Below are 22,539 nucleotides of genomic sequence, written 5' to 3'. Positions count from 1 at the left end.
AACTGCGGTGTCAGGCTACCACATCGTCTTGGCGGCACGTGCGGCCCACGCATCGTCATAGGCTGCACCGCCTTCTTCCCCGTCGGTAATCTCAGCCATGATCTGGCCGATCGTCGGCAGATCCGCGCTGTCATCTGCGCCGCCCCAGATGTCTGCCCGCAACAGCGCGCGCGCACACTGGCTGTAAACCTCGTGTATTGAGATAACGATCACCGTCGCCGGCTGCCGTCCACCTTTGTCAAAACGGGCCCGAAGCGTTGCATCAGTGGTCAGCTGTGCCCGCCCGTTGATACGCATCACGTTATTGGAACCGGGAACCAAGAACATCAGCGAAACCCGTCCGTCACTGACGATATTGCGCAGGGTATCCAGCCGATTGTTCCCCCGCCAGTCGGGCATGGCCAGTGTTCTGGCATCCAGTTCCTGCACCACCGCGCTGTCATCGCCCCGCGGGCTGCCATCCGTTCCGTCCGGTCCGACCGTGGACAGAATGCACAAACGCGATGCCATGATCCATTTGCGATAAAGCGGCGTCAGACCGGGCGTGACCTTGCGCAGGGAAACTGCGCCGGGCTCACCGTAAAGTGCCTCAAGCGCATCAATGTCCTTAATGTACTCCATCAGGATCAAACCCCGCTTCGCCCATCAGCGCGTCTGATCGCGCTTCCACGTCATGTTCCAGTTTCGCCATGAAAACATCCCGGCGCAAACCCGGCGCAATCGGTTCCATGAATTCGACGATCGCAACGCCGGGGTATCGCATGATGCCTTTTCGCGGCCATAAAACACCGACATTGGTGGCCACCGGCACACAGGGCTGGTTCAACTGCTCGTACAAGACGCCGGTTCCAACCTTGTAGGGCGCCTTGACCCCCGGTTTGATCCGTGTGCCTTGCGAATAGATGATCAACTGCCCCGCTTCCTGCTGGCCCGACGCGACATCTGCTACCATTTTTTCAATCGCGGCACCGCGTTTGCCGCGATCCACCGCAACGCAGTTCAGCAACCGCGCATATTGCCCGATGATCGGAGTCCACAAGATTTCCTTTTTCATGATGAACTTAGCAGCCGGTAGTGCCGTGAAAATCATCATGATATCCAGAAAGGACTGATGCTTGGATGCAATCAGCGTTTCGCCTGTTGGCGGGGTGCCACGCACTTCGGTTTTGATGCCGACCATCCAGCTTGCCGTCCAGAACACCCAGCGGGAATAGGTTTTGCAACAAATCCGCGCGCCATTCCGGCTGAACATGGCCCAAGGCGCAAAGACCAGCCCGATGACAGGCATCATCAGATAGATTTGACCCACAAACAGCAGCGACCGGACCCATTGGATGGCAAATGCAATACCGCTCATGCCAGTTCCGCCAACGTGCGCTGTGCCGCAAAACGTGTCGCGCTAAAGGCGACAACGGCAGCGGCAAAAGGGATCACCATGGGAAGAAGCCAGTGCCGCCCCTGATAGCCTAGCCCGGTTAAAAATCCGCCTTCATCTGATGCGGACGGCAACAGGAAAACAGCAGCCAGGCCAAGGATCATACCGGCTGAAGCGCCGACAAAAGCACGCAAGGTGAACCGGCGCACAAAAGCTTTGGCAATGTAATTGTCCTTTGCCCCGACAAGCCGAAGTACGGCGATCAATTGCGCATTCGCGGCCAGCGCGGCATTGGCGGCCAGCGTAATCATCGCCGCCATCGTCAACCCGATCAAGACAATCGAAACCCACCCCAACAAACGCAACCTGTCGGCCGCATGAACCAGCGGGGTCCGCCAGCGTGTGTGATCATCCAGAACGGCACCGGGCGCTTCGGCCTGCAAGCGCAATCGCAAACCAGCCGCATCATATCCCGGTTTGTCCTGAACCACTTCTATCAACTGCGGCACCGGCAGATCGGCCAACGGCACATCCGGGCCAAACCAGGGCGCCAGCAGAACCTGTTGTTCCTCAAGCGACAGTACGCGCACGGTTTCAATGCCGGCGGTGGTTTCCAGCACCCGAACCGCCGCCGCCGTTTGCGCCGCCATCTGATCCTGGGGCGCCGTTATGCGAACCGTCGCGCTTTGGGCAAGTTCGTTGCCCCATCGTTCTGCCAAACGTCCCGTAGCAAGCGAAAGCGCAAGGGCGAAAACCACCAGAAAGGCCATCGCGCCAGATACGAAAATCGTCAACTGCGCCGTAAATCCTGTCGGTGGTACGATACGGTCTGCCTGCACATCACCGGTCAGCAAGGATGCAATGGCGCGGCTGTTCAATTTCATAGATCGGCCCCCGCAAGTTGCAGGCGCCGGTTCGAAATACGCAAGACACGTGCCTGCACCTCGCTTTTGGCAGCGCGGATCAGGGCAAGATCATGTGTCGCAATCAGGATCGTCTTGCCCATCTTGTTCAGCTCGACAAGAAGCCTAAGCAGGCGTTGCGACATTTCCCAATCAACATTTCCGGTGGGCTCATCAGCCAGAACAACATCAGGCGACATGATAACGGCCCGGGCCAGGGCCGCACGTTGCCGCTCGCCTCCGGACAATTCGGGCGGCAATGCATCGCCGCGGCTCGACAATCCGACCCATTGCATCAACTCGCGCAGGTTTTCTGCCTCGCCCGCGGCATCTCGTCCTGAAACGGTCAGCGGCAAGGCCAGGTTTTCAGACACCGACAAATGATCCAGAAACTGGCAATCCTGATGCACGACACCCACCCGGCGACGCAGCATCGCCACATCATCGCGCGTCAGGGCGCGCACATCCGTATCAAACAGGCGAACATGGCCTGACGTGGGCAACAAAGCCCCATAACACAGCTTGAGCAACGTTGTTTTACCGGCACCGGACGGACCTGTCAGAAAATGGAACGATCCGGCAGACAATTTGACGGATATATCGCTCAGCAGTTCACCACCACCATAGCTATAGGCCACATTTTCAAGCTCGATCACGCGTGCGTCCGCCTTTGTTTTCTGCCGGTGTTGTGCCTGACACGCTGCGCAGTTTCAATTCCCCACATGGACAAATTGGCATCATATGCAAACGCGCTTCACCAACTCGGGTTATTGCACTTTTTTCGCGCCTTGTTACAAGATATAGGATGATCAAGACGCTAAAAGGCGACATCACGAGTGGATGAGGCAGTAAAATGCGATTGATTTGCCCGAATTGCGGCGCGCAATACGAAGTCCCGGATGAGGTGATACCTCTGGACGGGCGGGATGTGCAGTGCTCGAATTGTGGCGATACCTGGTTCCAGTCGCACCCTGATCACGCTCAGGCAACGGACGATGATCTTGAAACTCTCACGGCGGATGATGATGCCGAAGAACAGGATCAAGCACCCGAACCGGAAGACCAGCCCGAGACAAAACCCGAGGAAAGTGCCGAACCGAAACCCGATGCCGAAGAAAAGCCGCGGCGGGATCTTGATCCTGCTGTCGCCGAAATTCTGCAACAGGAAGCCGCGCACGAGGCATCAAAACGCAGCAGCGAAAAATCCTCTAACCTTGAAACACAGCCTGATCTGGGCTTGCAGGCCGCCGAAGACGACGCAACACGCCGGTCTCGCGAAGCGCGCGAACGGATGGCCCGGATGCGCGGCGAAGGCTCGGAAACACCTGTTGCGGACAACGCGGCAGATGCGCTTGGATCGCGGCGCGATCTGCTTCCCGACATCGACGAAATCAATTCGACCCTGCGCTCGGCAAGCGACCGGCAGACCGATATCGGCGATGCCGGTGTCTACGAAGACGTCGAAATCATGCGCAAGCGCAGCGGATTCCGTCGCGGTTTTACGCTGACGATCCTGATCGCAGCGATATTGGCCGTGATCTACGTTTTTGCGCCGAAAATCTCGGAAACCGTCCCGCAAGCGGAACCTGCTCTGAACAGTTATGTCATTCTGGTGGACAACGGACGTGTCGTTCTTGACGGCTATGTCACGTCGATCCTTGAGTGGCTGGATGAAAAAGCGTCAGGCGGCGCGGGCGGTTAAGGTTAGAACCGGTCCAGCAGACGTTTCAGATATTCCAGTTCGATATCGGGCCGATCCCCGTCACCCGAACGGCGCCGGATTTCATCCAGCAGTTCGCGCGCGCGCCGATAAACGTCTTCGCCCTGCAACAATCCCTCATCGGTTCCCATAGATCCGTTTGATCCGGCATTGCGCCCCAGCGGGTCGCGGTTTTGCGCTTGACGGTTGCCTTCCGCAGTGCCCTGACCGGGTTGGTTGCGTTGTTCCTGTGCCATTGCCTCGCCAAGATTGCGCATCCCTTCGCGCAGCGCTTCCATCGCTTCGGATTGCTGGTCGATCGCACCGGCATAATCATCCTCGCGCAACGCTTCCTCTGCGCCGTCCATCGCGCGCCCTGCACGATCCAGCGCGTCACGCGCGGCATCGCCCTCGGGTGTTCCGGCGCCGGGCAGATTGCCTTGCTGACGGCCCAGTTCCTGACGCAAAGCCTGTTGGCGGTCGGCAAGACTGCCAGCCCCCTGGGCCTGATTGTCGCCCTGTTCTTCGCCATTCCCCTGACCCTGGCCGCCTTGTCCTTCGTGGCTCTGGCCGCGGCCCTGCCCGCCATTTCGGCCTTCGTTCCCTTGGCTTTCACCAGCTTGCGCGCCCGGATTGAACTGCTCTTGCAGATCCCGGAATGCCTGATCCGACAGACCCTGTTGTTCACGCAGGGTTTCGGCAAGCCCTTCCATCGCCTGTTCGCCCGGCGATTGGCCACCCTGCCCTTGTCCTTGCGTCACACGCATGTTTTCCATCATTTGCTGCAACTCTTGCAGCGCCTGCTGGGCTTCGGCCATACGGCCCTGTTCCATCAGCTCCTGAATGCGATCCATCATCGCTTGCAGGTCATCCTGCGTCATCTGCATGGAATTCTCGGCCGACTGGCGTTCGTCGCTCTGCTCGCCTTCCTGCTGGGCCTGACGTGACAACTGGCGGATGTAGTCATCGCTTGCATCGCGCAGTTCCTGCATCAGTTCCGCGATTTCCTGATCGGAAGCGCCGTTCTTCATCGCTTCGGCCAGTTGTTCCTGCGCGCGGCGAAGCCTTTCAAGCGCATCGGACAAATCGCCCTCTTCCAGCATGATCGCAAGATCCCACATCGCCAAGGCGATTTCATCCTGCTGTTCTGGAGATACACCGTAAGGGGCCAGCGCTTCAATCCGGCGCAGGATGGTCCGCAACCGCAGGTAAGCGGTTTCCGAGCGGAACACTTCATCGGGGCGGTGCGAGACCGCACGCAGCACTTGCGCGATGCGCCCCGCATTCGAAGCGGCCCACAAAAGATCGCGCCGCTGTTCGATAACGGCGGCCGCCATCGGATCAAAGAACCTTCGCCCCGGCAGGGTCATCGGCTTGCCAGCGGCTTGTGTGCTCTGTTCCAGCGCATCCTGGGCGTTAAGCGTGACGATCACCGGAAGATTGGAAAACGGATGTTGGGAAAAGTTTTCAATCAGGCTTTCCGCGTAATTGCGCCTGTCCCCTGTGATCGGTGTCGGCAATGGCACGACAATCGCCTCGCGCGGGTCCGGTTGGGCGGCCAGCCCGTAACGGCGATCAACCGAGTCCAGATCAAGCGTGATCCGCGCAGTTCCAAATTCCACACCGTAATCATCGCGCGCCTCGAACGGCAGGGTCATTTCGCCAACGGCAGACGCTTCGGCCGGGCCGGTGATTTCAATCTGCGGCGGTGTGTCAGAGACAAGATCGACGGCCCAACTGCGCCCGCCTTCACCGTTGATCGTGATGTTTCCGCTGCGTGTGACAGTAAATTCCTGGGTCGGTGATGCCTGCCCTTCAGCCGGTACATCGGACATTGCCGGCGAAACCGTTTCGGTCACATTCAGCGCGCCCACTTCACCATAAAGGCGCAGGGTTATCGTACTTCCCTGTGCAACGCGCAATGACGGGTCAGTGATATCGTTCAGATAGACAGTCGGCAGGCCGGTATAACGGGGCGGTTCCACCCAGCCTTCCCATGTGGGCCCGTTCGGTACCGCCGCCGATGCACCGGCCAGATTGCCAACCGTACCGACCCGCCAGACGGATCCGAACAGCAGGGCGACCAGAAACACAAGTACCGCGACATATCGCAAAGCAAACGGATCGCGCCGAGAAATACGCAGATCGGGCTGAACTGGTTTCGCATCCTTGGTGCGTGCGGCCATCCGGGATTGATGCGCCCGCCACACAGCCATCGCACTGGCATCATCCGCGCCGATTGCGGCATCATCCATCAGCGCCTGAATGGGCCGTCCCGGCAGGGTTGCATCCAGCTTTGCCACCGCTTCGGCCCGCGTGGGCCACGCGAAACTGCGGATGCCCAGCATCAGGAAAACCAACGCGCCCAGCGCCGATAACACGACACCGCCCCACAGCACTTCCAGCGCAAGCATGTCCTGCACGCCCAGCATCAACAGACCGATCACCGCCAGACACAGCGACAGGAACGGCCAGAAACTGCGCAGTGCGCGTTCAGCAACCATACCGTTTTGGGTCAACCGCACCGGCCAGCGCAGGCTTTTCAGACTGCGGCGCATTTCATGGCGGGAAAAAGATGCCATCGCGTTCTCCGGTGGCGCAAACGCGGAACTGCGCTACAACCACTCTGGGATGGTATCGCGATTTATCATTTCGTCAAAGGTTGGACGTGAGCGAATAACCGCAAATTGATCACCATTGACCAAAACCTCGGGAATCATCGGTCTGGTATTGTATTCGCTGCTCATGACAGCGCCATAAGCGCCGGCGCTGCGAAACGCGACAAGATCACCCGCATCCAGTGGCGGCATCATTCTTTGTTTTGCAAACGTATCACCGGATTCGCAGACCGGACCGACGATATCATAGGGCTGCTGTTCAACGGCTGCGTCGGGTTCAAGCAACGGAACGATATCATGATAGGCGTCATACATCGCCGGCCGGATCAGATCGTTCATAGCCGCATCAAGGATCAAAAAATCACGGCCTTCGCCCGACTTGACATAAATGACCTCGCTCACCAGCACGCCGGCGTTGCCCACGATCAGGCGGCCCGGTTCAATTTCCACCTCGCACCCCAGATGGCCGACGCATTTCTTGATCAACGCACCGTATTCCGACGGCAACGGTGGTGCCTCGTTTGATCTGGCGTAGGGAATGCCAAGACCGCCACCCAGATCAAGGCGGCGGATATCATGCCCATCGGCACGCAGTTGTTCTGTCAGTTCGGCAACTTTCAGATAAGCCTGTTCAAACGGGGCCAGATCGACCAGTTGCGATCCGATGTGAACATCGATCCCGATCACATCAAGCCCCGGCATTGCGCCTGCCGTTGCATAGACGTCGCGCGCCCGGGCAATCGGAATGCCGAATTTGTTTTCGGATTTTCCCGTCGCGATCTTGGCATGGGTCTTGGCATCGACATCCGGGTTGACGCGAATGGTGATGGGCGCGATTTTTCCCAGCTCAAGCGCAACAGAATTTAACAGCGCCATTTCGGGTTCGGATTCCACGTTGAACTGCCGGATACCAACGGTCAACGCCATACGCATTTCATCCGCGGTTTTTCCGACACCGGAAAACACGATCTTGTCGCCGGGCACGCCCGCCGCCTTTGCCCGCAGATATTCACCGCCCGAAACGACATCCATACCCGCGCCCGCATTTGCCAGCGTTTTCAATATCGCCTGATTGCTGGCGGCCTTCATGGCGTAACAGACCAGATGGTCCATGCCGGCCAATGCGTCATCAAACAGCCTGAAATGGCGCAAAAGCGTTGCTGTGGAATACGCATAGAACGGCGTTCCAACCGTGGCCGCTATTTCGCTGAGCGGCACGTCTTCGGCATGCAACACGCCGTTTTTATACAAGAAATGATCCATGCCGTGGCATACCCGAATTGTAAGCGCCTTAGCGGGTCATATCAGACCGCGCGGGCAGCGCAATCATCCGTCGTGATTTGGCCGGATCAGAAATGCAAAAAAGGGCGGTCAATGCCGCCCTTTCAGATCCGGTTCAGAATGTCAGGTTCAGGCTGCGCGCTGCTTGCGACGGCGCGCCATGAAGCCCAATCCGCCGATTGCACCAACCAGCAGCGGCAGGCTTGCAGGCACTGGAACCACACTGATGTTTTCGAATACCAGCGAGTCAACGCCGCCCGAACCGCTGAAGTGGATGATGAACTGGTCACCTACTTCGATCAGAGAAGATTTTTCCGTGAACGTCAGCTTTGCGGTTTCACGATCCGCCAGACCGGAGATTGAGCCAAGCGTAGTTTCGGACCCGTCAATATTGGTCAAAAACGTAAACACACCATTGTCAACAGCCGATGCGCCAAGCCATGTCAATGCCGGGCCGGACGTCAGTTCAAAAATGATCTTTCCGCTGTTCGGCGCATCATTCGCCAGATCGCCCATTCCACCAGCTTTACGCTGCCGGATCAGAACATTGCCACCGACGCCGTCATCATTCGCCTCTGGGACGAGATCGAAATCGCCGAAGCAATGGCTTGTAGTCGAAGAAGAGTTTTTTGTCGGTCAGGACGCGGTGTCAAACAGGTTCGCACCTTCTGTCCATCCGGTTGCAGACAGATTGAACGTACGACCCGCAAAAGTATACTCGGTCCATCCGCCGCCATTGCCCAAGTGGGCATTCTTATCTTCAAAATCCATTGTGAATGTCGTGGCGGCCGATGCGGCCATCGGGGCCATCATCAAGGACGCTGCAGCAAATACAGCTTTCAAAGTCGTCTTCATCATTACTCTCCAAACCATTGAACGTTTCTTCTTGCGCTCTGCTCATACCGTATAAACGCGCGAATCGCACGTATAGGCGATATTCTGCCTAACACAATACTGCCATGATTCAATCATTGACGCACCTGACGTAACGGAAACTGACCGTTTCCGGATTCGCACGAAACAACCGGTTTCTGTTATTTATCAGTCTATTGGCCGCGTTCTGAGGAACAGGTACAAAGGCAGCCCGCAACTGACTCCAATGCAGAACGTCGCGGGAATCGCCAGCAGACCAGACCAGTTCCGGCGCACCGCAACTTCGGCGACGATCCAGATCGTGAGCGTGATGGCCGCAATCGTCAGATCCCAGACCAGCCCGCTGCTGGCGGCATTGACGTGCCAGGCATCCACCATGGCCATGATGTCAAACCCATTGGCCATGAACCACTGGACGAAATAGTACATCGGATGGATTGCCCCCCAGACGGCAAGGGCAAGATAGACCATGCGCAAAGGCGACATCAGCGGTGACCGACCACACCGAACCGCGCATAGCCGGATACGGAAATGCCCGGCGGCGGCGTTGTGATCTGGCGTTCGTTATCTGGCGTCGAATACGTGTTACCCGACGGGGCGCCACACGCGGCAACCGATGCACATAATACCGTTAGAACAATAAACTTCATTGGCTTTCACCTTTGTGTCTTGGCATTTCAGGGCTGCCAAAGCCTGCAACTGGTGCCCTTGACCCTGTCAAACTAGGCAACTGTCAGCTTGATCTAACCATTCAGCGTTCGAAAACAAGTATATATGCGTGCCCGCTGCGATACCATCAAAGGCCCAGAAAGACCGACAACGGCCCCTTGCTGACCCCAACGGACGCGGAAGGATAAACGCCACTGGGCGTCACGCTCACGCCCGCGTTCACACTGGGCCGCACTGGCTCTCCGTCCGCGCCACATGCAGCAAGCGCAGTAAGAACGATCATCAAAACAGCCGCATGTTTCATCCCAGAACCTCTTCCCAGCGCGCGATCTGCAACCGCACCTGATCTGGCGCGGTTCCCCCATAGGATATACGCGAATTGACCGAATTTTGCACGCCCAGCACATCAAACACTTCTGCGGATATCTGCGCATGCACCGACTGCATGTCTTCAACGGTCAAATCCGGCAGATCACAGCCCTTGCCTTCGGCCATCGCAACCAGTGCCCCGGTGATATGGTGCGCATCGCGAAACGGCAGGCCAAGAACGCGCACCAGCCAATCCGCCAGATCGGTCGCCGTGGAAAAACCGGACCCGGCGGCGGCGGCCAGATGATCACGGTTGGCGGTCATGTCGCGCACCATGCCTTCCATTGCGGCAAGGGCCAGCATCAGGTTATCGGCAGCATCAAACACCTGTTCCTTGTCTTCCTGCATGTCCTTTGAATAGGTCAGCGGCAGCCCCTTCATCACCATCATCAAACCAACATTGGCCCCCATGATCCGCCCGACCTTGGCGCGGATCAGTTCGGCGGCATCGGGGTTCTTCTTTTGCGGCATGATCGAACTTCCGGTGGAAAACCGGTCCGACAGCGTGACAAACCGGAACTGCGCTGACGACCAGATCACCAGTTCTTCGGCCAGACGGCTTAGGTGCATGGCGCAGATGCTGGAGGCACCAAGAAATTCCAGCGCAAAATCGCGATCGCTGACCGCATCCAGCGAATTGGCGGCGGGCGCGTCAAAACCCAGCGCGGATGCCGTCATATCGCGATCAATCGGAAACGATGTGCCGGCCAGCGCTGCGGTGCCCAGCGGACAAGTATTCATGCGCGCCCGCGCATCCCGCATCCGCCCCAGATCACGGCCCAGCATTTCGACATAGGCCATCATGTGGTGGCCCCATGTGACCGGTTGCGCCACTTGCAGATGCGTAAACCCCGGCATGACCCAGTCGGCCCCTGCCTCGGCCTGTCCCAACAGCGCCTTCATCAACGCGACAATCGCACCATCGGCGGCGTCCAACTGGTCGCGCACCCACAATTTGAAATCGGTGGCCACCTGATCGTTGCGGCTGCGCCCGGTGTGCAGGCGCCCTGCCGGTTCACCGATAATCTCTTTCAGGCGCGACTCCACATTCATGTGAATGTCTTCCAAAGCCGTCGAAAACGGGAAATCCCCCGCTTCGATCTCTGACAATACCGTGAGAAGACCTTTTTGAATGGCGGCGGCATCGCTATCGCTTATGATGCCCGTTGCGCCAAGCATGGCTGCGTGGGCCCGCGAACCAGCAATATCCTGCGCCGCCATACGCTGGTCAAACCCGATGGACGCGTTAATTGCTTCCATGATCGCATCTGGTCCGGCGGCAAAGCGGCCGCCCCACATCTGGTTCTGGGTTTTGTCGGTCATTTGAATACACCCGCTGGGAGGGAACATGAAAAAAATCTGGTTGGCGCTCGTTTATACGGCCCTTGTCTTGGGTGCAAACCCCGCTTTCAGCGATGCGTCAACGCTTGAGGCGTTGCGCGAAGGCGATATGAAAAAGCTGGTGTTCCATGCCGACCCGCAGCAGGTTCCCGCAACCCCGTTCAACATCGAGGATGACGGTGGCACCACCACGCTCGCGGAGTATCAGGGCAAGTATGTCCTGCTGAACTTCTGGGCGACATGGTGCGCGCCCTGCCGCAAGGAAATGCCGATGCTGTCAGAACTTCAGACCAAATTTGGCGGCGACAATTTCACAGTTCTGACAATTGCAACGGGCCGCAACTCTCCCACCGGGATCAGGAAGTTTTTTGATGACATCGGTGTCAGCAATCTGCCCCGCCATCAGGACCCGAAACAGGCCCTGGCCCGCGACATGGGTATTTTCGGGCTGCCAATTACCGTGTTGATCAACCCCGAAGGCCAGGAAATCGCACGGCTGCGGGGCGATGCCGACTGGGTATCGGACAGTGCCAAAACCATTATCTCCACGTTGTTGGCAGGCGGCTGATCCGTCAGCGTACAAGGGCTTTCACCTGGTCATGGCGCGGGCATCCGACCAGATGGTCATTGATCAGTCCGGTGGCCTGCATGAACGCATAAACGATTGTCGGGCCGCAAAACCGGAAACCCGATTTCTTCAGGTCTTTTGATACCATTGCCGACAAAGGTGTTTGTGCAGGCACCTGATCCAGCGAAGTCCAGGCGTTCTGCAGCGGCTTGCCGCCGACATAATCCCACAAAAACTGGTCAAACCCGCCATCGGCTTCGATCTTCTGCCACGCTCTGGCATTTGTGATCGTCGCTTCGATCTTGCCGCGGTGCCGGATTATTCCGGGATTGGAAAGCAGGCGGCCAACTTCGGGGGCGCCCCATTCGGCAATCACATTCGGGTCGAACCCTTCGAAAGCGGCACGAAAATTCTCGCGCTTCTTCAGAATGGTGATCCAGCTTAGCCCGGCCTGAAACCCGTCAAGGACAAGCTTTTCCCACAACGCGCGGCTGTCATATTCAGGAACACCCCAATCGGTGTCGTGATAATCCAGATAAATCTGTTCCGGTCCGGCCCAGCCACATCTTTGCGTCAATTCGAACCCTCCTGCTTTGCGGTTGTATCAAACTTGAACCAAAATCAGAGGTTAAGCCCTTTTTAGCGTTTCGGCGCAACACTCTGACCCGATAATGGGTTTGATCAGGCGATGACAACATGATGCAACGCAAAGGCAAACCGTTCCACGCTGTCGAACGTGGCGAGGATTCTCCGATCAATTTTGCCGTGTCGTCGCGTGACAAATCCGTTTTGGACATGGTTGCGCATGCCATTGCGCACAAGGAAACGTTTCTGACCTATCAACCTGTAATCCTGTGTCAGTCTCCGGACAAACCCGCCTTTTACGAAGGTCTTATCCGGGTGAAAGACGAAACAGGCCGCATCATACCGGCCAAAGATTTTATGAGCGTTGTCGAAACCAGCGAACTCGGCCGCAAGCTGGACTGTCTTGCGCTGGAAATCGGGCTTCGGACCCTTGCCAACAATCCCGGCTTGCGTTTGTCGATCAACATGTCCGCGCGCTCGATCGGGTACCGGCGCTGGATGCGTGTGCTTGATCGCGGGTTGAACCGAAATCCGACCCTCGCGGAGCGGCTGATCCTTGAAATCAACGAAACATCCGCGATGCAGGTGCCCGAACTGGTTGTCGACTTCATGAAACGGCTGCAATCGCGCGGCATTTCCTTTGCTCTGGATGGGTTCGGCGCCGGCGTCACATCCCTGCGGCATCTGAAAGACTTCTATTTCGACATGATCAAGATCGACGGTCAGTTCATCCGCGGTATCGCAACACACCCGGACAATCAGATTCTGGTGCGCGCGATGATCGCAATTGCGGAACAGTTTGAAATGGTCACCGTCGCGGAACATGTCGAAACCGCCGAAGATGTGACCATGCTGGTCAGTCTGGGGGTGGATTGCATGCAGGGTTATTTCTTTGGCAGCACGACGACATCACCACAATGGGCAGCACCGGACCACCGCCAAAAAGGCTCGCGCGCCTCGGCATAACCCTATGCTTTTCGCGTTCTCCAACACCTGAGACACCCTGTCTGTTGCCGCACTGCAGCTAATCCTTTATTGCACTCCCGAAGGGCGGAGGAGCAGGACATTGCAAACACGGCAATTCCTGTTTGATTCTCGGCCAGAACCGGAACCTGGTAGAGGACACACATCACCATGACCAATATTGTAATCGCATCCGCGGCACGTACTGCTGTCGGCAGCTTTGGCGGATCTTTCGCAAACACACCGGCCCATGATCTGGGCGCAACCGTGCTTGAGGCCGTTGTCGAACGCGCCGGTATCGACAAATCGGAAGTGTCCGAAACCATTCTGGGTCAGGTTCTGACAGCCGCCCAGGGCCAGAACCCGGCGCGCCAGGCACATGTCAACGCCGGCCTTCCACTGGAAGCCGCAGCCTGGTCAATCAACCAGGTGTGTGGCTCGGGCCTGCGCGCCGTTGCCTTGGGCGCCCAGCACATCCAGCTGGGTGACGCGGATATCGTGATCGCCGGCGGACAGGAAAACATGACCCTCAGCCCCCACGCCGCCCACCTGCGTGCCGGCCACAAAATGGGGGATATGAAATATATCGACACCATGATCCGCGACGGATTGTGGGATGCCTTCAACGGCTATCACATGGGCCAGACGGCCGAAAACGTTGCTGAGAAATGGCAGATCAGCCGCGAAGCGCAGGATCAATTCGCCGTCGCGTCGCAAAACAAGGCCGAAGCCGCACAGAAAGCCGGCAAGTTCAAAGATGAAATCGTCGCTTTCACGGTCAAGACCCGCAAGGGTGACATCGTGGTAGATGCCGATGAATACATCCGTCACGGCGCCAATATCGAAGCCATGGCCAAGATGCGCCCCGCCTTTACCAAGGATGGATCGGTCACAGCCGCCAACGCTTCCGGCCTGAATGATGGTGCCGCCGCGACCCTGCTGATGTCCGCAGACAATGCCGAAAAACGCGGCATCAAACCTCTGGCCCGTATCGCATCTTATGCGACCGTCGGTCTGGACCCGTCGATCATGGGCGTTGGACCGATCTATGCCAGCCGCAAGGCGCTGGAAAAAGCAGGTTGGAAAGCCGAAGATCTGGATCTTGTAGAAGCCAACGAGGCGTTTGCCGCACAGGCCTGCGCGGTCAACAAGGACATGGGCTGGAACCCGGAGATCGTGAACGTGAACGGCGGCGCGATCGCAATCGGTCATCCCATCGGCGCCTCGGGCTGCCGGGTTTTGAACACGCTGCTGTTTGAAATGCAGCGCCGTGACGCGAAAAAGGGCCTGGCCACATTGTGCATCGGCGGTGGCATGGGTGTCGCTATGTGTGTGGAACGCGACTGATCCACATCAAAGTGCACAAAGTGCAGCCCGATTAAAGACATGCAGACGCGGCATACCGCTGCGGCTGCATTTTCATGACGCAATATTATTGCGCAACTAAATCATACAACGTAACAAGATTACGAACACAAATCTGGAGGAATTCTGAACCATGTCCCGTACAGCCCTTGTAACCGGCGGCAGCCGCGGTATCGGAGCCGCAATTTCCAAAGCTTTGAAAGCGGAGGGCTATAACGTTGCAGCGACCTATGCTGGCAATGACGAAGCCGCCGCGAAGTTTACGGAAGAAACCGGCATCAAAACCTATAAATGGAATGTTGCCGATTACGAAGAATCAAAAGCCGGCATCGCCAAGGTTGAAGCCGAAGTCGGCCCGATTGACGTTGTTGTCGCAAATGCCGGTATCACCCGTGACGCGCCGTTCCACAGAATGACCCCGGAACAGTGGCACGAGGTTATCGATACAAACCTCACCGGAGTGTTCAACACCGTGCATCCGGTCTGGCCGGGCATGCGCGAGCGTAAATACGGGCGCGTCATCGTGATCAGCTCGATCAACGGCCAAAAGGGCCAGTTCGCACAGGTGAACTATGCCGCGACCAAGGCAGGCGATCTGGGTATCGTCAAATCTCTGGCACAAGAAGGCGCCCGTGCGGGCATTACCGCAAATGCAATCTGCCCCGGTTACATCGGAACAGACATGGTCATGGCGGTTCCGGAAAAAGTGCGCGAAAGCATCATCGCGCAAATCCCGGCGGGCCGTTTGGGTGAACCCGATGAAATCGCGCGCTGCGTTGTATTTCTGGCGTCAGAAGATTCGGGCTTTATCAACGGATCCACAATTTCTGCCAACGGAGCGCAGTATTTCGTCTGATTTTGTCCAGTGAACAAAAAAAGGGCCGGTCGATTTGACCGGCCCTTTTCGTTTCATCCCGTAAGAATACTGCGCGCGGTATTCAGCGGGAAGATTTGCCGGAAAACAGCCAGTGCCAGATATCGGCTGCGGCGCGGGCCCGTTCGGAATGTGCCTTGTCCATTGCGTTGCGCAATGTGCGGATTGTTGTAGCTTCGTGCATCTGAACTCTCCTTGGATCAGGTTTGATTAACTGCACTTAACATGGCCTTTTGCAATCAAACTGACAAACGAGACTTTTCAAAGCTTCAATTAAGTTATACTTAACTGAATATGACAGATCGCCTTCCACCCCTCACCGCATTACGCGCCTTTGATGCCGCCGCGCGACACATGTCCTTTGCGCAAGCCGCTGCCGAACTGAACGTAACACCTGCCGCCCTGTCCTTTCAGATCAAGTCACTGGAAGATCATTTGGGCCAGCCTTTGTTTCACCGGCTGAACCGGGCCGTCACCCTGACAGAAGCCGGCCGGGCGCTGGCCCCGGGAACTGCTGATGGATTTGCAATGCTGGCAAGCGCCTGGCGTTCTGCACGACGCCTTCAGAACAATTCAACACTGACCGTCACGGCAGGGCCGGCATTCACTGCAAAATGGCTGGCCCCAAGGCTGTATGAATTCGCACAGGCCCATCCGGACATCGAATTGCGGTTTTCGGCGGGGTTGCGCATTATGGATTTCGATCGCGACGAAATCGATGTTGCTATCCGGTTCGGGTACGGCCCTGATCCGGGATTGTACGCGATACCACTGGCCGTGGAATGGGTCATGCCGGTCATGACATCCGAACTTGCCCAGAAATACCCGACACCCGAATCTCTGAAAGATGCCCCTTTGCTGTTTGACGATTCAATCAGTTTTCTAAGGCCCAAATGCGATTGGCAGACGTGGTTCCGCGCGGTTGGCATTGATTTCAACCCAACGCATGGCGTCCGGTTTTCGCAGGCGGATCACGCAGTGGATGCAGCGCTTGCGGGCGCGGGAATCGTATTGGGCCGGCGCGCCCTGGTGATCAAGGATCTAAGCGAGGGACGGCTGGTCGCGCCGTTCAAAACCGCCATTTCCACCAAGGCGCATTTCAGGTTTTTGTGCCCCGAAGGTGCAGAAAACCGCCCGCAGGTTAAAGCGTTCCGCGATTGGATTTTGCAAGAAATAGAAAAGCTTTCAGATTTCAACGCCACCCTGAACATCATTCCCGTCGAAGATATCGCCGCCAAATGACACGTACTCGCGCCACAGCCATTGGGTTCGGTGCCGTATTGCTCTGGGCGTTGCTGGCCCTGCTTACGGTCGGGTCTGCGCCAACGCCACCCTTGTTACTGAACGCCATCTGTTTTTCCATCGGTGGCATACTGGGGCTGGTCTGGTGCGCCACAACTGGCGGATTTGCGAAACTGCGCGCTGTTCCGCTGTCTGTTTATCTGTTCGGAACACTGGGGCTTTTCGGCTACCACGCGCTGTATTTTTCGGCATTGCGCCTCGCCCCGGCGGCCGAGGCCGGGCTGATTGCTTATCTTTGGCCTTTGTTGATCGTTTTGTTTTCCGGATTGTTACCCGGTGAAAAAATCAGGGCTGGCCATCTGATCGGTGCACTGATCGGTTTTGGCGGTGCCGCACTGATTATTACAGGCGGCGAAACCGGATTTCAGTCATCCGCAATCCCCGGATACGCGCTGGCGTTTCTGTGCGCCCTGACGTGGTCCGGTTATTCGGTTGTTTCGCGGCGGCTGGGCCGGTTTCCAACGGAAACGGTCGCCGTATTCTGTTGTGCAACGGCGGTGCTGTCCGGGGTGCTGCACATGATGTTTGAAACGACAGTTTGGCCCGAAACCACCAGTTCCTGGCTGGCCGCCATCGGGTTGGGCCTTGGGCCTGTCGGGCTGGCCTTTTATGTTTGGGACATAGGCGTAAAAAAGGGCGACATACAGCTTTTGGGCACAGCATCATATGCTGCGCCGCTGCTATCCACACTGTGCCTGGTGCTTGCAGGTATTGCCCCACCAACACTAACGTTGGCGCTTGCGGCCATGTTGATAACCGCTGGCGCCGTGATTGCCGCGCGCGCCAGCAGCAGAAGTGAACAAATCGGCGGTTCAGGCCGTTAGGCGTTCAATCTCTTCCTTGAGTCGCAATTTCTGCTTCTTCAAATCCGCAATTTGAAGTCCATCCACCCCGGGTGCACGTTGGGCATCTTCCACGGCATCACTCAGGTGTTGGTGCTTCTTTTTCAGTTCCGACAGATGCGAGCTCAGGCTCATGGCAATCCTCCTCTGAATAAGTTGCAGTGTATCGAACCATATTTTTTTCCACCTGTCACGCTGCAGACGCAAACTATGGATAACAAATTCTTTACAATCACCCGGCCGCCGGATCGCCAAACGGCAGCGCAGCCCCAAGCCGCAAAACATCGCGTACAAGCGGCGCATAGTCTTCGCCGTCCCGTTCGTGTGTGGCGCCTTGGTGCAGAATAACCGGCGCGTGCAGGGTAAAGGGTGCGCGCCCCGCGGAACGGCCCCGTAATATGACCAGCTCGGCCTTTCGTCCGGCCCGCGCGCAAAGCGGTAACACCTCGATACTGCCCAGCCGGCCAGCGCACGCGGCCAACAGATCGGGCAAACGTTCCGACCTGTGAATGAAATGCGCGTATCCCTTGGGCGCCAGCCTTTTCGCGGCAACGCGCACCCATGTTTCAAGCGGGGTATCTTCGCCCAGCGCGCCTTCGCGCCCGCTGTCATCCGCCGCGGTGCCCTGAGTGCGCTGATAATAGGGCGGGTTTGCGATCACATGATCAAACCGCATCTGGCGCACGTCGGTCGGCAAAGCGCTGATATCTGCCGTCACGGTGGCAAATGACGCTTTGTTCAGTTCCGCATTGCGCCGCGCCAGAGTTGCATAATCGGCCTGTCGCTCGACCCCGGTTATGTGCAGGTCTGCAACGCGGGCCGACAGGCACAAACTGGCCGCGCCAACGCCACAGCCCAGTTCAAGAACCGATTGCCCCGGCTTTGCATTGACACACGCAGCCAGCAACACGGGATCAACACCAGCGCGGTAGCCGTTACGAGGTTGATAAAGTCTGACCTTGCCACCCAGAAACGCATCCAGAGTAACATCTTCTTCTGAAAACATCAGCGCGACTGGCCCAGATCGATCTCATTGTCCAACATAACCCGCAGCGCCCTGTCATAATCACCCGAACGCACCATCATCCGGCGGGGAAATATCCCTATACCGCCTTCAAGAACGCTCATATTTACGTCCATTTCAAAGCAAGCTATATCCTCTCCCTTAAGAAGGGCGGACGCAAAGGCAATGATTGTCGGATCGGTCGTGCGCAGTAGTTCCTTCATAGGCAAGGTTGTAAGAGCAAGGCGGCATGAATGTCGAGCCTTGGAATAGGGGAAGCATGGACAGCGCAATGGTACCTGCAAAGCCGCATGAGCAGTTGGCCCGCTACCTTGCAGGCGAATTGGATCAGGTCAACGCGCTGATCCGGGCGCGCATGGCGTCCGAACACGCCCCCCGCATTCCCGAAGTCACGGCGCATCTGGTCGAAGCAGGCGGAAAACGTCTGCGTCCGATGCTGACATTGGCGACGGCAGGTTTGTGCAACTACGACGGGCCCTATCACATCCATCTGGCGGCCACGGTCGAATTTATTCACACGGCCACTCTCTTGCATGACGATGTGGTAGACGAAAGCGCACAACGCCGGGGCCGCCCCACGGCCAACCTGCTGTGGGACAATCAATCATCCGTACTGGTGGGGGATTATCTGTTCGCCCGCAGTTTCCAGCTAATGGTTGAAACCGGGTCGTTGCGGGTTCTTGATATTCTGGCCAACGCCGCTGCAACGATTGCCGAAGGCGAAGTGCTGCAACTGACAGCCGCCCAGAATCTGGCGACAAGCGAAGACGTCTATCTGAAGGTTGTGCGCGGAAAGACAGCGGCCCTGTTTTCTGCCGCTACCGAAGTTGGCGGCGTGATCGCAAACGCGCCCGAGGACCAGATAAAGGCTTTGTTTGAATATGGCGATGCGTTGGGCATTGCGTTTCAGATTGTCGACGATCTGCTTGATTATCAAGGCGACACCGGGGCAACCGGCAAGAACATCGGCGATGATTTTCGCGAACGTAAACTGACGCTTCCGGTGATCAAGGCCGTCGCGCTGGCGGATCAGACCGAACGGGAATTCTGGGTGCGTACGATCGAAAAGGGCAAGCAACAAGACGGTGATCTTAGCCATGCGCTATCCCTGATGAAAAAGCACCGCACGCTTGAGGCAACGCGCCGCGAAGCGATTGACTGGGCCGATCGGGCCAAATCAGCGCTGACCCGATTGCCGGATCATCCGATCCGTACCATGCTGATTGATCTGGCCGATTACGTCGTCGAACGCATCAACTGAGCATCCGCTTGGGGCGGGGAACCCAACACGGCAAAGCAAACCCACCAATCCGGCCGCTCTGCCGCCAGTTGGAGCGCGGCGGCTTTGGCATCTGCCGGTGCCGGATAGATGCCAAAACACGTGGCCCCCGAACCCGACATCCGGCTGAACGCGCATCCTGACGTGGACGCGATATGATCCAGAACCGCGCTGATCTGGGGAACCTGAGCGATGGCTGCCTGCTGCATGTCATTGCGTTGCCGGCTTAACCAGTCGGCCACAGACGCAGGATCGCTCATGTCGTCTGGCAGAACTCCCATTGCGGCATTGGACCGGCATTCAAGCGCTGCGAACACCGCCGGTGTAGAAACAGGGATACCTGGGTTGACCAGAACAGCCGGCAAAGACGCAAGCGCATCAATCGGGTCCAGAATTTCACCAACGCCGCCAACACGCGCCGGTTTGCCCGACACGCACATCGGCACATCAGCCCCGATTTGCAAAAGTTCGGATGTAACGTCTGCCGCAGCGGCGCGTGGAAACAGCTTTGACATGGCCCTGAAACACGCCGCTGCATCCGCAGACCCGCCGCCGATACCCGATGCGGACGGCAAATGTTTTTCCAGTTGGATATGTACGTCAGCATCCGGCCAGAAAGCGCGCGCGATCCTGCAGACAAGGTTACTTTCATCTGCGGGAACACCTTGTGCCGCAGGACCAGTTACCGAAAGCCCCGCGCCTTTGCCTGTCTCTACCGTGACAATGTCACCAACATCGGCAAAGGCGACAATACTGTCGATCAGATGATACCCGTCAGCGCGCTGGCCGGTGATATGGAGGCTCAGGTTTATTTTTGCCGGTGCAAAGGCCCTAGCCTTCATTTTCATCTTTCGTCAGCTTCAAGGGCGGGGCGCCTTCTTCCTCAAGAACCTGATCCAGCCCGACTTCCAGTTTACGCCGGATACGGTCCGCCTCTTTTTCTTCGGGATCAAAGGACAGGGCACGGTTCCACTGGAAACGGGCCTCGCGATAACGCCCGACAGCCCAGTACACATCGCCCAAATGGTCGTTCACGATAGGATCGACCGCCTCAAGCTCGACCGCCAGTTCCATATGGCCAACCGCCTCTTCGTAGCGCCCCAGACGGTACAAAACCCAACCCAGCGAATCCACGATATATCCGCTGTCCGGGCGGGCGGCGACGGCCCGCTGGATCATGTCCAGCGCCTCATCCAGGTTGATCTGCTTTTCAACCATCGAATAGCCAAGATAGTTCAACACCTGCGGTTGATCCGGGTTCAGTTCCAACGCGGCGCGAAAATCTGCTTCGGCTTCGGGCCAGTTGTCGGATCGTTCATGGGATATGCCCCGCGCATAGAACAAGAACCATTGCGATCTGTCGCCATCCTTGGTCAGGGCAAGGGCGCGGTCATAAGCGCCAACCGCCCCTTCGAAATCATCCTGCTGGCGCAAAAGATCGCCCAATGTCGAATGAACGATCGTCAGGTCGGGGTAAGCCCGTGCAAGTTGTTCCAGCACCTCGACGGATGCATCCGGCTTGCCGCTTTGGTTCAGCGCATTCGCCCGGCCAAGTTCCGCAGCATGATAGGCGCCATGACCTTCGGGCACCTGCTTGTACGTCTCGATCGCAAGATCGAACTGGTCTAGTTCATCCAGTAGGGCGGCACTTAGCAAAAGGGCGTCGATGTGATCGGGCCGCAGATAGGCTGCGATGCGGGTGTAGACCAACGAATAATCAGGGGTCGCTTCATTCGACAACGCGGCCCCTACGGAATAAAACACTTCGGCCAGACCGTCATTGACCGATGTGACATGCGTGAAAGGCAGGCGCTCTCCGGTGCTTAGCCGGTCAACCAGCCCCTGCAACTCCGGGTCAAGCGATGAACCGAACGTGGCCGTCAGCCCGGCAAGCGCATCCTCATTCCGCCCCAACTGGGACAAGACTTCGGCCTGTGCCATCGCCCCGCGTCTGGTTCTGTTGATCGCGCCCGCCGCATCACCCGACAGGATCGCATCAGCACCTTCAAAATCGCCGACCATCGCCAGCGCCAGTGCCTTTTGGTAATAGGCAAAGCCACGCAGCCCTGCATCCTGCGCCACATCGTCAAAACGTTCCAGCCCCTGGGCGACAGACCCGTTGCCGATCTGCGCCCATGCCTCGACCAGACCATCAACCAGAGGGCCAATTCCCAGTTTTTGTGAATCACGTTCCAGAATGGCGGCGTAATCTTCGTTAGCGCTTAGCTTTGCGACAACAATCATGTGTGCAATCTGGCTGCGCAGGCCGGCGGCTTCTATTTGCTGGGCCATCGGATACGCGGTATCGATCCGCCCGAGGGACAGTTGAGCAAGGGCCGCACTTTCCAATAATTCGGGGTCGTTTGGACTACGCACCAACGCTTGGGTGTAGTACTGCGCAGCGACATCGAAATCGCTGGAAAGCGCAGCTTGTCGCGCGGCAAGATAGGCTCCGGCCCCTGATTGTGCGGCCACCGGTACAGCCGACATCGTGATCAGTGCCGCAATACACGCCGTACGTCTCAATAGGTTCCGCAATTGCCCTGCCTCGCTGTTTTCTGCTCTTGCGCGATAAGCTAGGGTTTTATGGGGCAACGCGCAATGGCGCGC

General features: G+C 57.5%; 26 protein-coding genes. 8 read left to right on the top strand and 18 right to left on the bottom strand.

Annotated features, from left to right (window positions below):
* Positions 1–15: 15 nt before the first annotated feature.
* Genes OLX72_RS09140 through OLX72_RS09125 form a run of 4 tightly spaced genes read right to left on the bottom strand, consistent with a single transcriptional unit; the run spans position 16 to position 2,933 of the window.
* Positions 16–621 carry a pyridoxamine 5'-phosphate oxidase family protein gene (locus OLX72_RS09140; protein ID WP_114871490.1) on the bottom strand — a complete coding sequence of 202 codons (606 nt, stop codon included), beginning with the start codon at positions 619–621 and terminating at the stop codon, positions 16–18.
* Positions 608–1,357: a lysophospholipid acyltransferase family protein gene (locus tag OLX72_RS09135; RefSeq protein ID WP_433990312.1), complete on the bottom strand. Its 750-nt coding sequence runs from the start codon at positions 1,355–1,357 to the stop codon at positions 608–610. The genes OLX72_RS09140 and OLX72_RS09135 overlap by 14 nt, the downstream gene beginning before the upstream one ends.
* Positions 1,354–2,259 (bottom strand): cell division protein FtsX, encoded by a 906-nt coding sequence (locus tag OLX72_RS09130; RefSeq protein WP_433990311.1) that lies wholly within the window; start codon positions 2,257–2,259, stop codon positions 1,354–1,356. Before OLX72_RS09130 ends, OLX72_RS09135 begins: the two co-directional genes overlap by 4 nt.
* Complete coding sequence (locus tag OLX72_RS09125; protein ID WP_114871492.1) at positions 2,256–2,933, bottom strand: cell division ATP-binding protein FtsE; 678 nt, start codon at positions 2,931–2,933, stop codon at positions 2,256–2,258. The genes OLX72_RS09130 and OLX72_RS09125 overlap by 4 nt, the downstream gene beginning before the upstream one ends.
* Positions 2,934–3,130: 197 nt before the next feature.
* Between OLX72_RS09125 and OLX72_RS09120 the strand changes: the two genes are divergently transcribed.
* Positions 3,131–3,979 carry a zinc-ribbon domain-containing protein gene (locus OLX72_RS09120; protein WP_114871493.1) on the top strand — a complete coding sequence of 283 codons (849 nt, stop codon included), beginning with the start codon at positions 3,131–3,133 and terminating at the stop codon, positions 3,977–3,979.
* Positions 3,980–3,981: 2 nt separating this feature from the next.
* Here the strand turns inward: OLX72_RS09120 and OLX72_RS09115 are convergent, their stop codons facing one another.
* From OLX72_RS09115 to argH, 8 genes are all read right to left on the bottom strand, one after another.
* Entirely contained in the window at positions 3,982–6,558 is a 2,577-nt protein-coding gene (locus tag OLX72_RS09115) for a TIGR02302 family protein (RefSeq protein ID WP_433990310.1), read from the bottom strand.
* 33 nt (positions 6,559–6,591) lie between these two features.
* Entirely contained in the window at positions 6,592–7,857 is a 1,266-nt protein-coding gene (lysA, locus tag OLX72_RS09110; RefSeq protein WP_114871495.1) for a diaminopimelate decarboxylase, read from the bottom strand.
* A 147-nt stretch (positions 7,858–8,004) separates the two neighbouring features.
* A complete protein-coding gene (locus tag OLX72_RS09105) occupies positions 8,005–8,391 on the bottom strand; it encodes a VPLPA-CTERM sorting domain-containing protein (RefSeq protein WP_114871496.1) in 387 nt (128 codons plus the stop codon).
* A 120-nt stretch (positions 8,392–8,511) separates the two neighbouring features.
* A complete protein-coding gene (locus OLX72_RS09100) occupies positions 8,512–8,733 on the bottom strand; it encodes a hypothetical protein (protein WP_433990309.1) in 222 nt (73 codons plus the stop codon).
* A gap of 183 nt (positions 8,734–8,916) precedes the next feature.
* Positions 8,917–9,234: a DUF2834 domain-containing protein gene (locus OLX72_RS09095; RefSeq protein ID WP_114871498.1), complete on the bottom strand. Its 318-nt coding sequence runs from the start codon at positions 9,232–9,234 to the stop codon at positions 8,917–8,919.
* Positions 9,234–9,398 (bottom strand): argininosuccinate lyase, encoded by a 165-nt coding sequence (locus OLX72_RS09090; RefSeq protein ID WP_114871499.1) that lies wholly within the window; start codon positions 9,396–9,398, stop codon positions 9,234–9,236. Before OLX72_RS09090 ends, OLX72_RS09095 begins: the two co-directional genes overlap by 1 nt.
* Positions 9,399–9,544: 146 nt before the next feature.
* The gene (locus OLX72_RS09085) at positions 9,545–9,721 is read right to left on the bottom strand and encodes a hypothetical protein (RefSeq protein ID WP_205388991.1); all 177 of its coding nucleotides are present in this window, start codon (positions 9,719–9,721) and stop codon (positions 9,545–9,547) included.
* Positions 9,718–11,109, bottom strand: coding sequence for an argininosuccinate lyase (gene argH / locus OLX72_RS09080; protein WP_433990308.1), 1,392 nt, complete (start codon positions 11,107–11,109; stop codon positions 9,718–9,720). Before argH ends, OLX72_RS09085 begins: the two co-directional genes overlap by 4 nt.
* 25 nt (positions 11,110–11,134) lie before the next feature.
* Here argH and OLX72_RS09075 point away from each other — a divergent pair, with 25 nt between their 5' ends.
* Positions 11,135–11,695: a TlpA family protein disulfide reductase gene (locus tag OLX72_RS09075; protein WP_114871501.1), complete on the top strand. Its 561-nt coding sequence runs from the start codon at positions 11,135–11,137 to the stop codon at positions 11,693–11,695.
* 4 nt (positions 11,696–11,699) lie between these two features.
* Here the strand turns inward: OLX72_RS09075 and OLX72_RS09070 are convergent, their stop codons facing one another.
* Complete coding sequence (locus OLX72_RS09070; RefSeq protein WP_433990307.1) at positions 11,700–12,272, bottom strand: DNA-3-methyladenine glycosylase I; 573 nt, start codon at positions 12,270–12,272, stop codon at positions 11,700–11,702.
* A 122-nt stretch (positions 12,273–12,394) separates the two neighbouring features.
* Here OLX72_RS09070 and OLX72_RS09065 point away from each other — a divergent pair, with 122 nt between their 5' ends.
* From OLX72_RS09065 to yddG, 5 genes are all read left to right on the top strand, one after another.
* Positions 12,395–13,246 carry an EAL domain-containing protein gene (locus OLX72_RS09065; protein WP_433990447.1) on the top strand — a complete coding sequence of 284 codons (852 nt, stop codon included), beginning with the start codon at positions 12,395–12,397 and terminating at the stop codon, positions 13,244–13,246.
* 168 nt (positions 13,247–13,414) lie between these two features.
* Positions 13,415–14,590 (top strand): acetyl-CoA C-acetyltransferase, encoded by a 1,176-nt coding sequence (locus OLX72_RS09060; RefSeq protein ID WP_114871503.1) that lies wholly within the window; start codon positions 13,415–13,417, stop codon positions 14,588–14,590.
* A gap of 151 nt (positions 14,591–14,741) precedes the next feature.
* Complete coding sequence (phbB, locus tag OLX72_RS09055) at positions 14,742–15,464, top strand: acetoacetyl-CoA reductase (protein WP_114871504.1); 723 nt, start codon at positions 14,742–14,744, stop codon at positions 15,462–15,464.
* 312 nt (positions 15,465–15,776) lie between these two features.
* Entirely contained in the window at positions 15,777–16,724 is a 948-nt protein-coding gene (locus OLX72_RS09050; RefSeq protein ID WP_114871505.1) for a transcriptional regulator GcvA, read from the top strand.
* Positions 16,721–17,608, top strand: a complete 888-nt coding sequence (gene yddG / locus OLX72_RS09045) for an aromatic amino acid exporter YddG (RefSeq protein WP_114871506.1) — start codon at positions 16,721–16,723, stop codon at positions 17,606–17,608. The genes OLX72_RS09050 and yddG overlap by 4 nt, the downstream gene beginning before the upstream one ends.
* Here yddG and OLX72_RS09040 read toward each other — a convergent pair.
* The 3 genes from OLX72_RS09040 to OLX72_RS09030 form a co-directional block, all read right to left on the bottom strand.
* Positions 17,597–17,761, bottom strand: a complete 165-nt coding sequence (locus OLX72_RS09040) for a YdcH family protein (RefSeq protein WP_433990306.1) — start codon at positions 17,759–17,761, stop codon at positions 17,597–17,599. The genes yddG and OLX72_RS09040 overlap by 12 nt on opposite strands.
* A 97-nt stretch (positions 17,762–17,858) precedes the next feature.
* A complete protein-coding gene (locus OLX72_RS09035) occupies positions 17,859–18,632 on the bottom strand; it encodes a tRNA1(Val) (adenine(37)-N6)-methyltransferase (RefSeq protein WP_114871507.1) in 774 nt (257 codons plus the stop codon).
* Positions 18,632–18,853, bottom strand: a complete 222-nt coding sequence (locus tag OLX72_RS09030) for a DUF2007 domain-containing protein (protein WP_114871508.1) — start codon at positions 18,851–18,853, stop codon at positions 18,632–18,634. The genes OLX72_RS09035 and OLX72_RS09030 overlap by 1 nt, the downstream gene beginning before the upstream one ends.
* Positions 18,854–18,921: 68 nt before the next feature.
* On the opposite strand from OLX72_RS09030, the gene OLX72_RS09025 reads away from it, so the two are divergent.
* Positions 18,922–19,911, top strand: a complete 990-nt coding sequence (locus OLX72_RS09025) for a polyprenyl synthetase family protein (protein WP_254684643.1) — start codon at positions 18,922–18,924, stop codon at positions 19,909–19,911.
* Here OLX72_RS09025 and OLX72_RS09020 read toward each other — a convergent pair.
* The gene (locus tag OLX72_RS09020) at positions 19,887–20,777 is read right to left on the bottom strand and encodes a 4-(cytidine 5'-diphospho)-2-C-methyl-D-erythritol kinase (RefSeq protein WP_433990305.1); all 891 of its coding nucleotides are present in this window, start codon (positions 20,775–20,777) and stop codon (positions 19,887–19,889) included. The genes OLX72_RS09025 and OLX72_RS09020 overlap by 25 nt on opposite strands.
* Positions 20,761–22,455, bottom strand: coding sequence for a tetratricopeptide repeat protein (locus OLX72_RS09015; protein WP_368073718.1), 1,695 nt, complete (start codon positions 22,453–22,455; stop codon positions 20,761–20,763). The genes OLX72_RS09020 and OLX72_RS09015 overlap by 17 nt, the downstream gene beginning before the upstream one ends.
* Between the last annotated feature and the right edge of the window lie 84 nt (positions 22,456–22,539).

The organism is Sulfitobacter sp. TBRI5, assembly GCF_051013555.1.
Lineage (GTDB): Bacteria > Pseudomonadota > Alphaproteobacteria > Rhodobacterales > Rhodobacteraceae > JL08.
This window is presented reverse-complemented; position numbering and strand designations above follow the sequence as displayed.

Coding starts and splice junctions, on each gene's coding strand:
- OLX72_RS09140 (WP_114871490.1), bottom strand. CDS start 621: ATGGAGTACATTAAGGACATTGATGCGCTTGAGGCACTTTACGGTGAG.
- OLX72_RS09135 (WP_433990312.1), bottom strand. CDS start 1,357: ATGAGCGGTATTGCATTTGCCATCCAATGGGTCCGGTCGCTGCTGTTT.
- OLX72_RS09130 (WP_433990311.1), bottom strand. CDS start 2,259: ATGAAATTGAACAGCCGCGCCATTGCATCCTTGCTGACCGGTGATGTG.
- OLX72_RS09120 (WP_114871493.1), top strand. CDS start 3,131: ATGCGATTGATTTGCCCGAATTGCGGCGCGCAATACGAAGTCCCGGAT.
- OLX72_RS09115 (WP_433990310.1), bottom strand. CDS start 6,558: ATGGCATCTTTTTCCCGCCATGAAATGCGCCGCAGTCTGAAAAGCCTG.
- lysA (WP_114871495.1), bottom strand. CDS start 7,857: ATGGATCATTTCTTGTATAAAAACGGCGTGTTGCATGCCGAAGACGTG.
- OLX72_RS09105 (WP_114871496.1), bottom strand. CDS start 8,391: ATGGGCGATCTGGCGAATGATGCGCCGAACAGCGGAAAGATCATTTTT.
- OLX72_RS09100 (WP_433990309.1), bottom strand. CDS start 8,733: ATGATGAAGACGACTTTGAAAGCTGTATTTGCTGCAGCGTCCTTGATG.
- OLX72_RS09095 (WP_114871498.1), bottom strand. CDS start 9,234: ATGTCGCCTTTGCGCATGGTCTATCTTGCCCTTGCCGTCTGGGGGGCA.
- OLX72_RS09090 (WP_114871499.1), bottom strand. CDS start 9,398: ATGAAGTTTATTGTTCTAACGGTATTATGTGCATCGGTTGCCGCGTGT.
- OLX72_RS09085 (WP_205388991.1), bottom strand. CDS start 9,721: ATGAAACATGCGGCTGTTTTGATGATCGTTCTTACTGCGCTTGCTGCA.
- argH (WP_433990308.1), bottom strand. CDS start 11,109: ATGACCGACAAAACCCAGAACCAGATGTGGGGCGGCCGCTTTGCCGCC.
- OLX72_RS09075 (WP_114871501.1), top strand. CDS start 11,135: ATGAAAAAAATCTGGTTGGCGCTCGTTTATACGGCCCTTGTCTTGGGT.
- OLX72_RS09065 (WP_433990447.1), top strand. CDS start 12,395: ATGCAACGCAAAGGCAAACCGTTCCACGCTGTCGAACGTGGCGAGGAT.
- OLX72_RS09060 (WP_114871503.1), top strand. CDS start 13,415: ATGACCAATATTGTAATCGCATCCGCGGCACGTACTGCTGTCGGCAGC.
- phbB (WP_114871504.1), top strand. CDS start 14,742: ATGTCCCGTACAGCCCTTGTAACCGGCGGCAGCCGCGGTATCGGAGCC.
- OLX72_RS09050 (WP_114871505.1), top strand. CDS start 15,777: ATGACAGATCGCCTTCCACCCCTCACCGCATTACGCGCCTTTGATGCC.
- yddG (WP_114871506.1), top strand. CDS start 16,721: ATGACACGTACTCGCGCCACAGCCATTGGGTTCGGTGCCGTATTGCTC.
- OLX72_RS09040 (WP_433990306.1), bottom strand. CDS start 17,761: ATGAGCCTGAGCTCGCATCTGTCGGAACTGAAAAAGAAGCACCAACAC.
- OLX72_RS09035 (WP_114871507.1), bottom strand. CDS start 18,632: ATGTTTTCAGAAGAAGATGTTACTCTGGATGCGTTTCTGGGTGGCAAG.
- OLX72_RS09030 (WP_114871508.1), bottom strand. CDS start 18,853: ATGAAGGAACTACTGCGCACGACCGATCCGACAATCATTGCCTTTGCG.
- OLX72_RS09025 (WP_254684643.1), top strand. CDS start 18,922: ATGGTACCTGCAAAGCCGCATGAGCAGTTGGCCCGCTACCTTGCAGGC.
- OLX72_RS09020 (WP_433990305.1), bottom strand. CDS start 20,777: ATGAAAATGAAGGCTAGGGCCTTTGCACCGGCAAAAATAAACCTGAGC.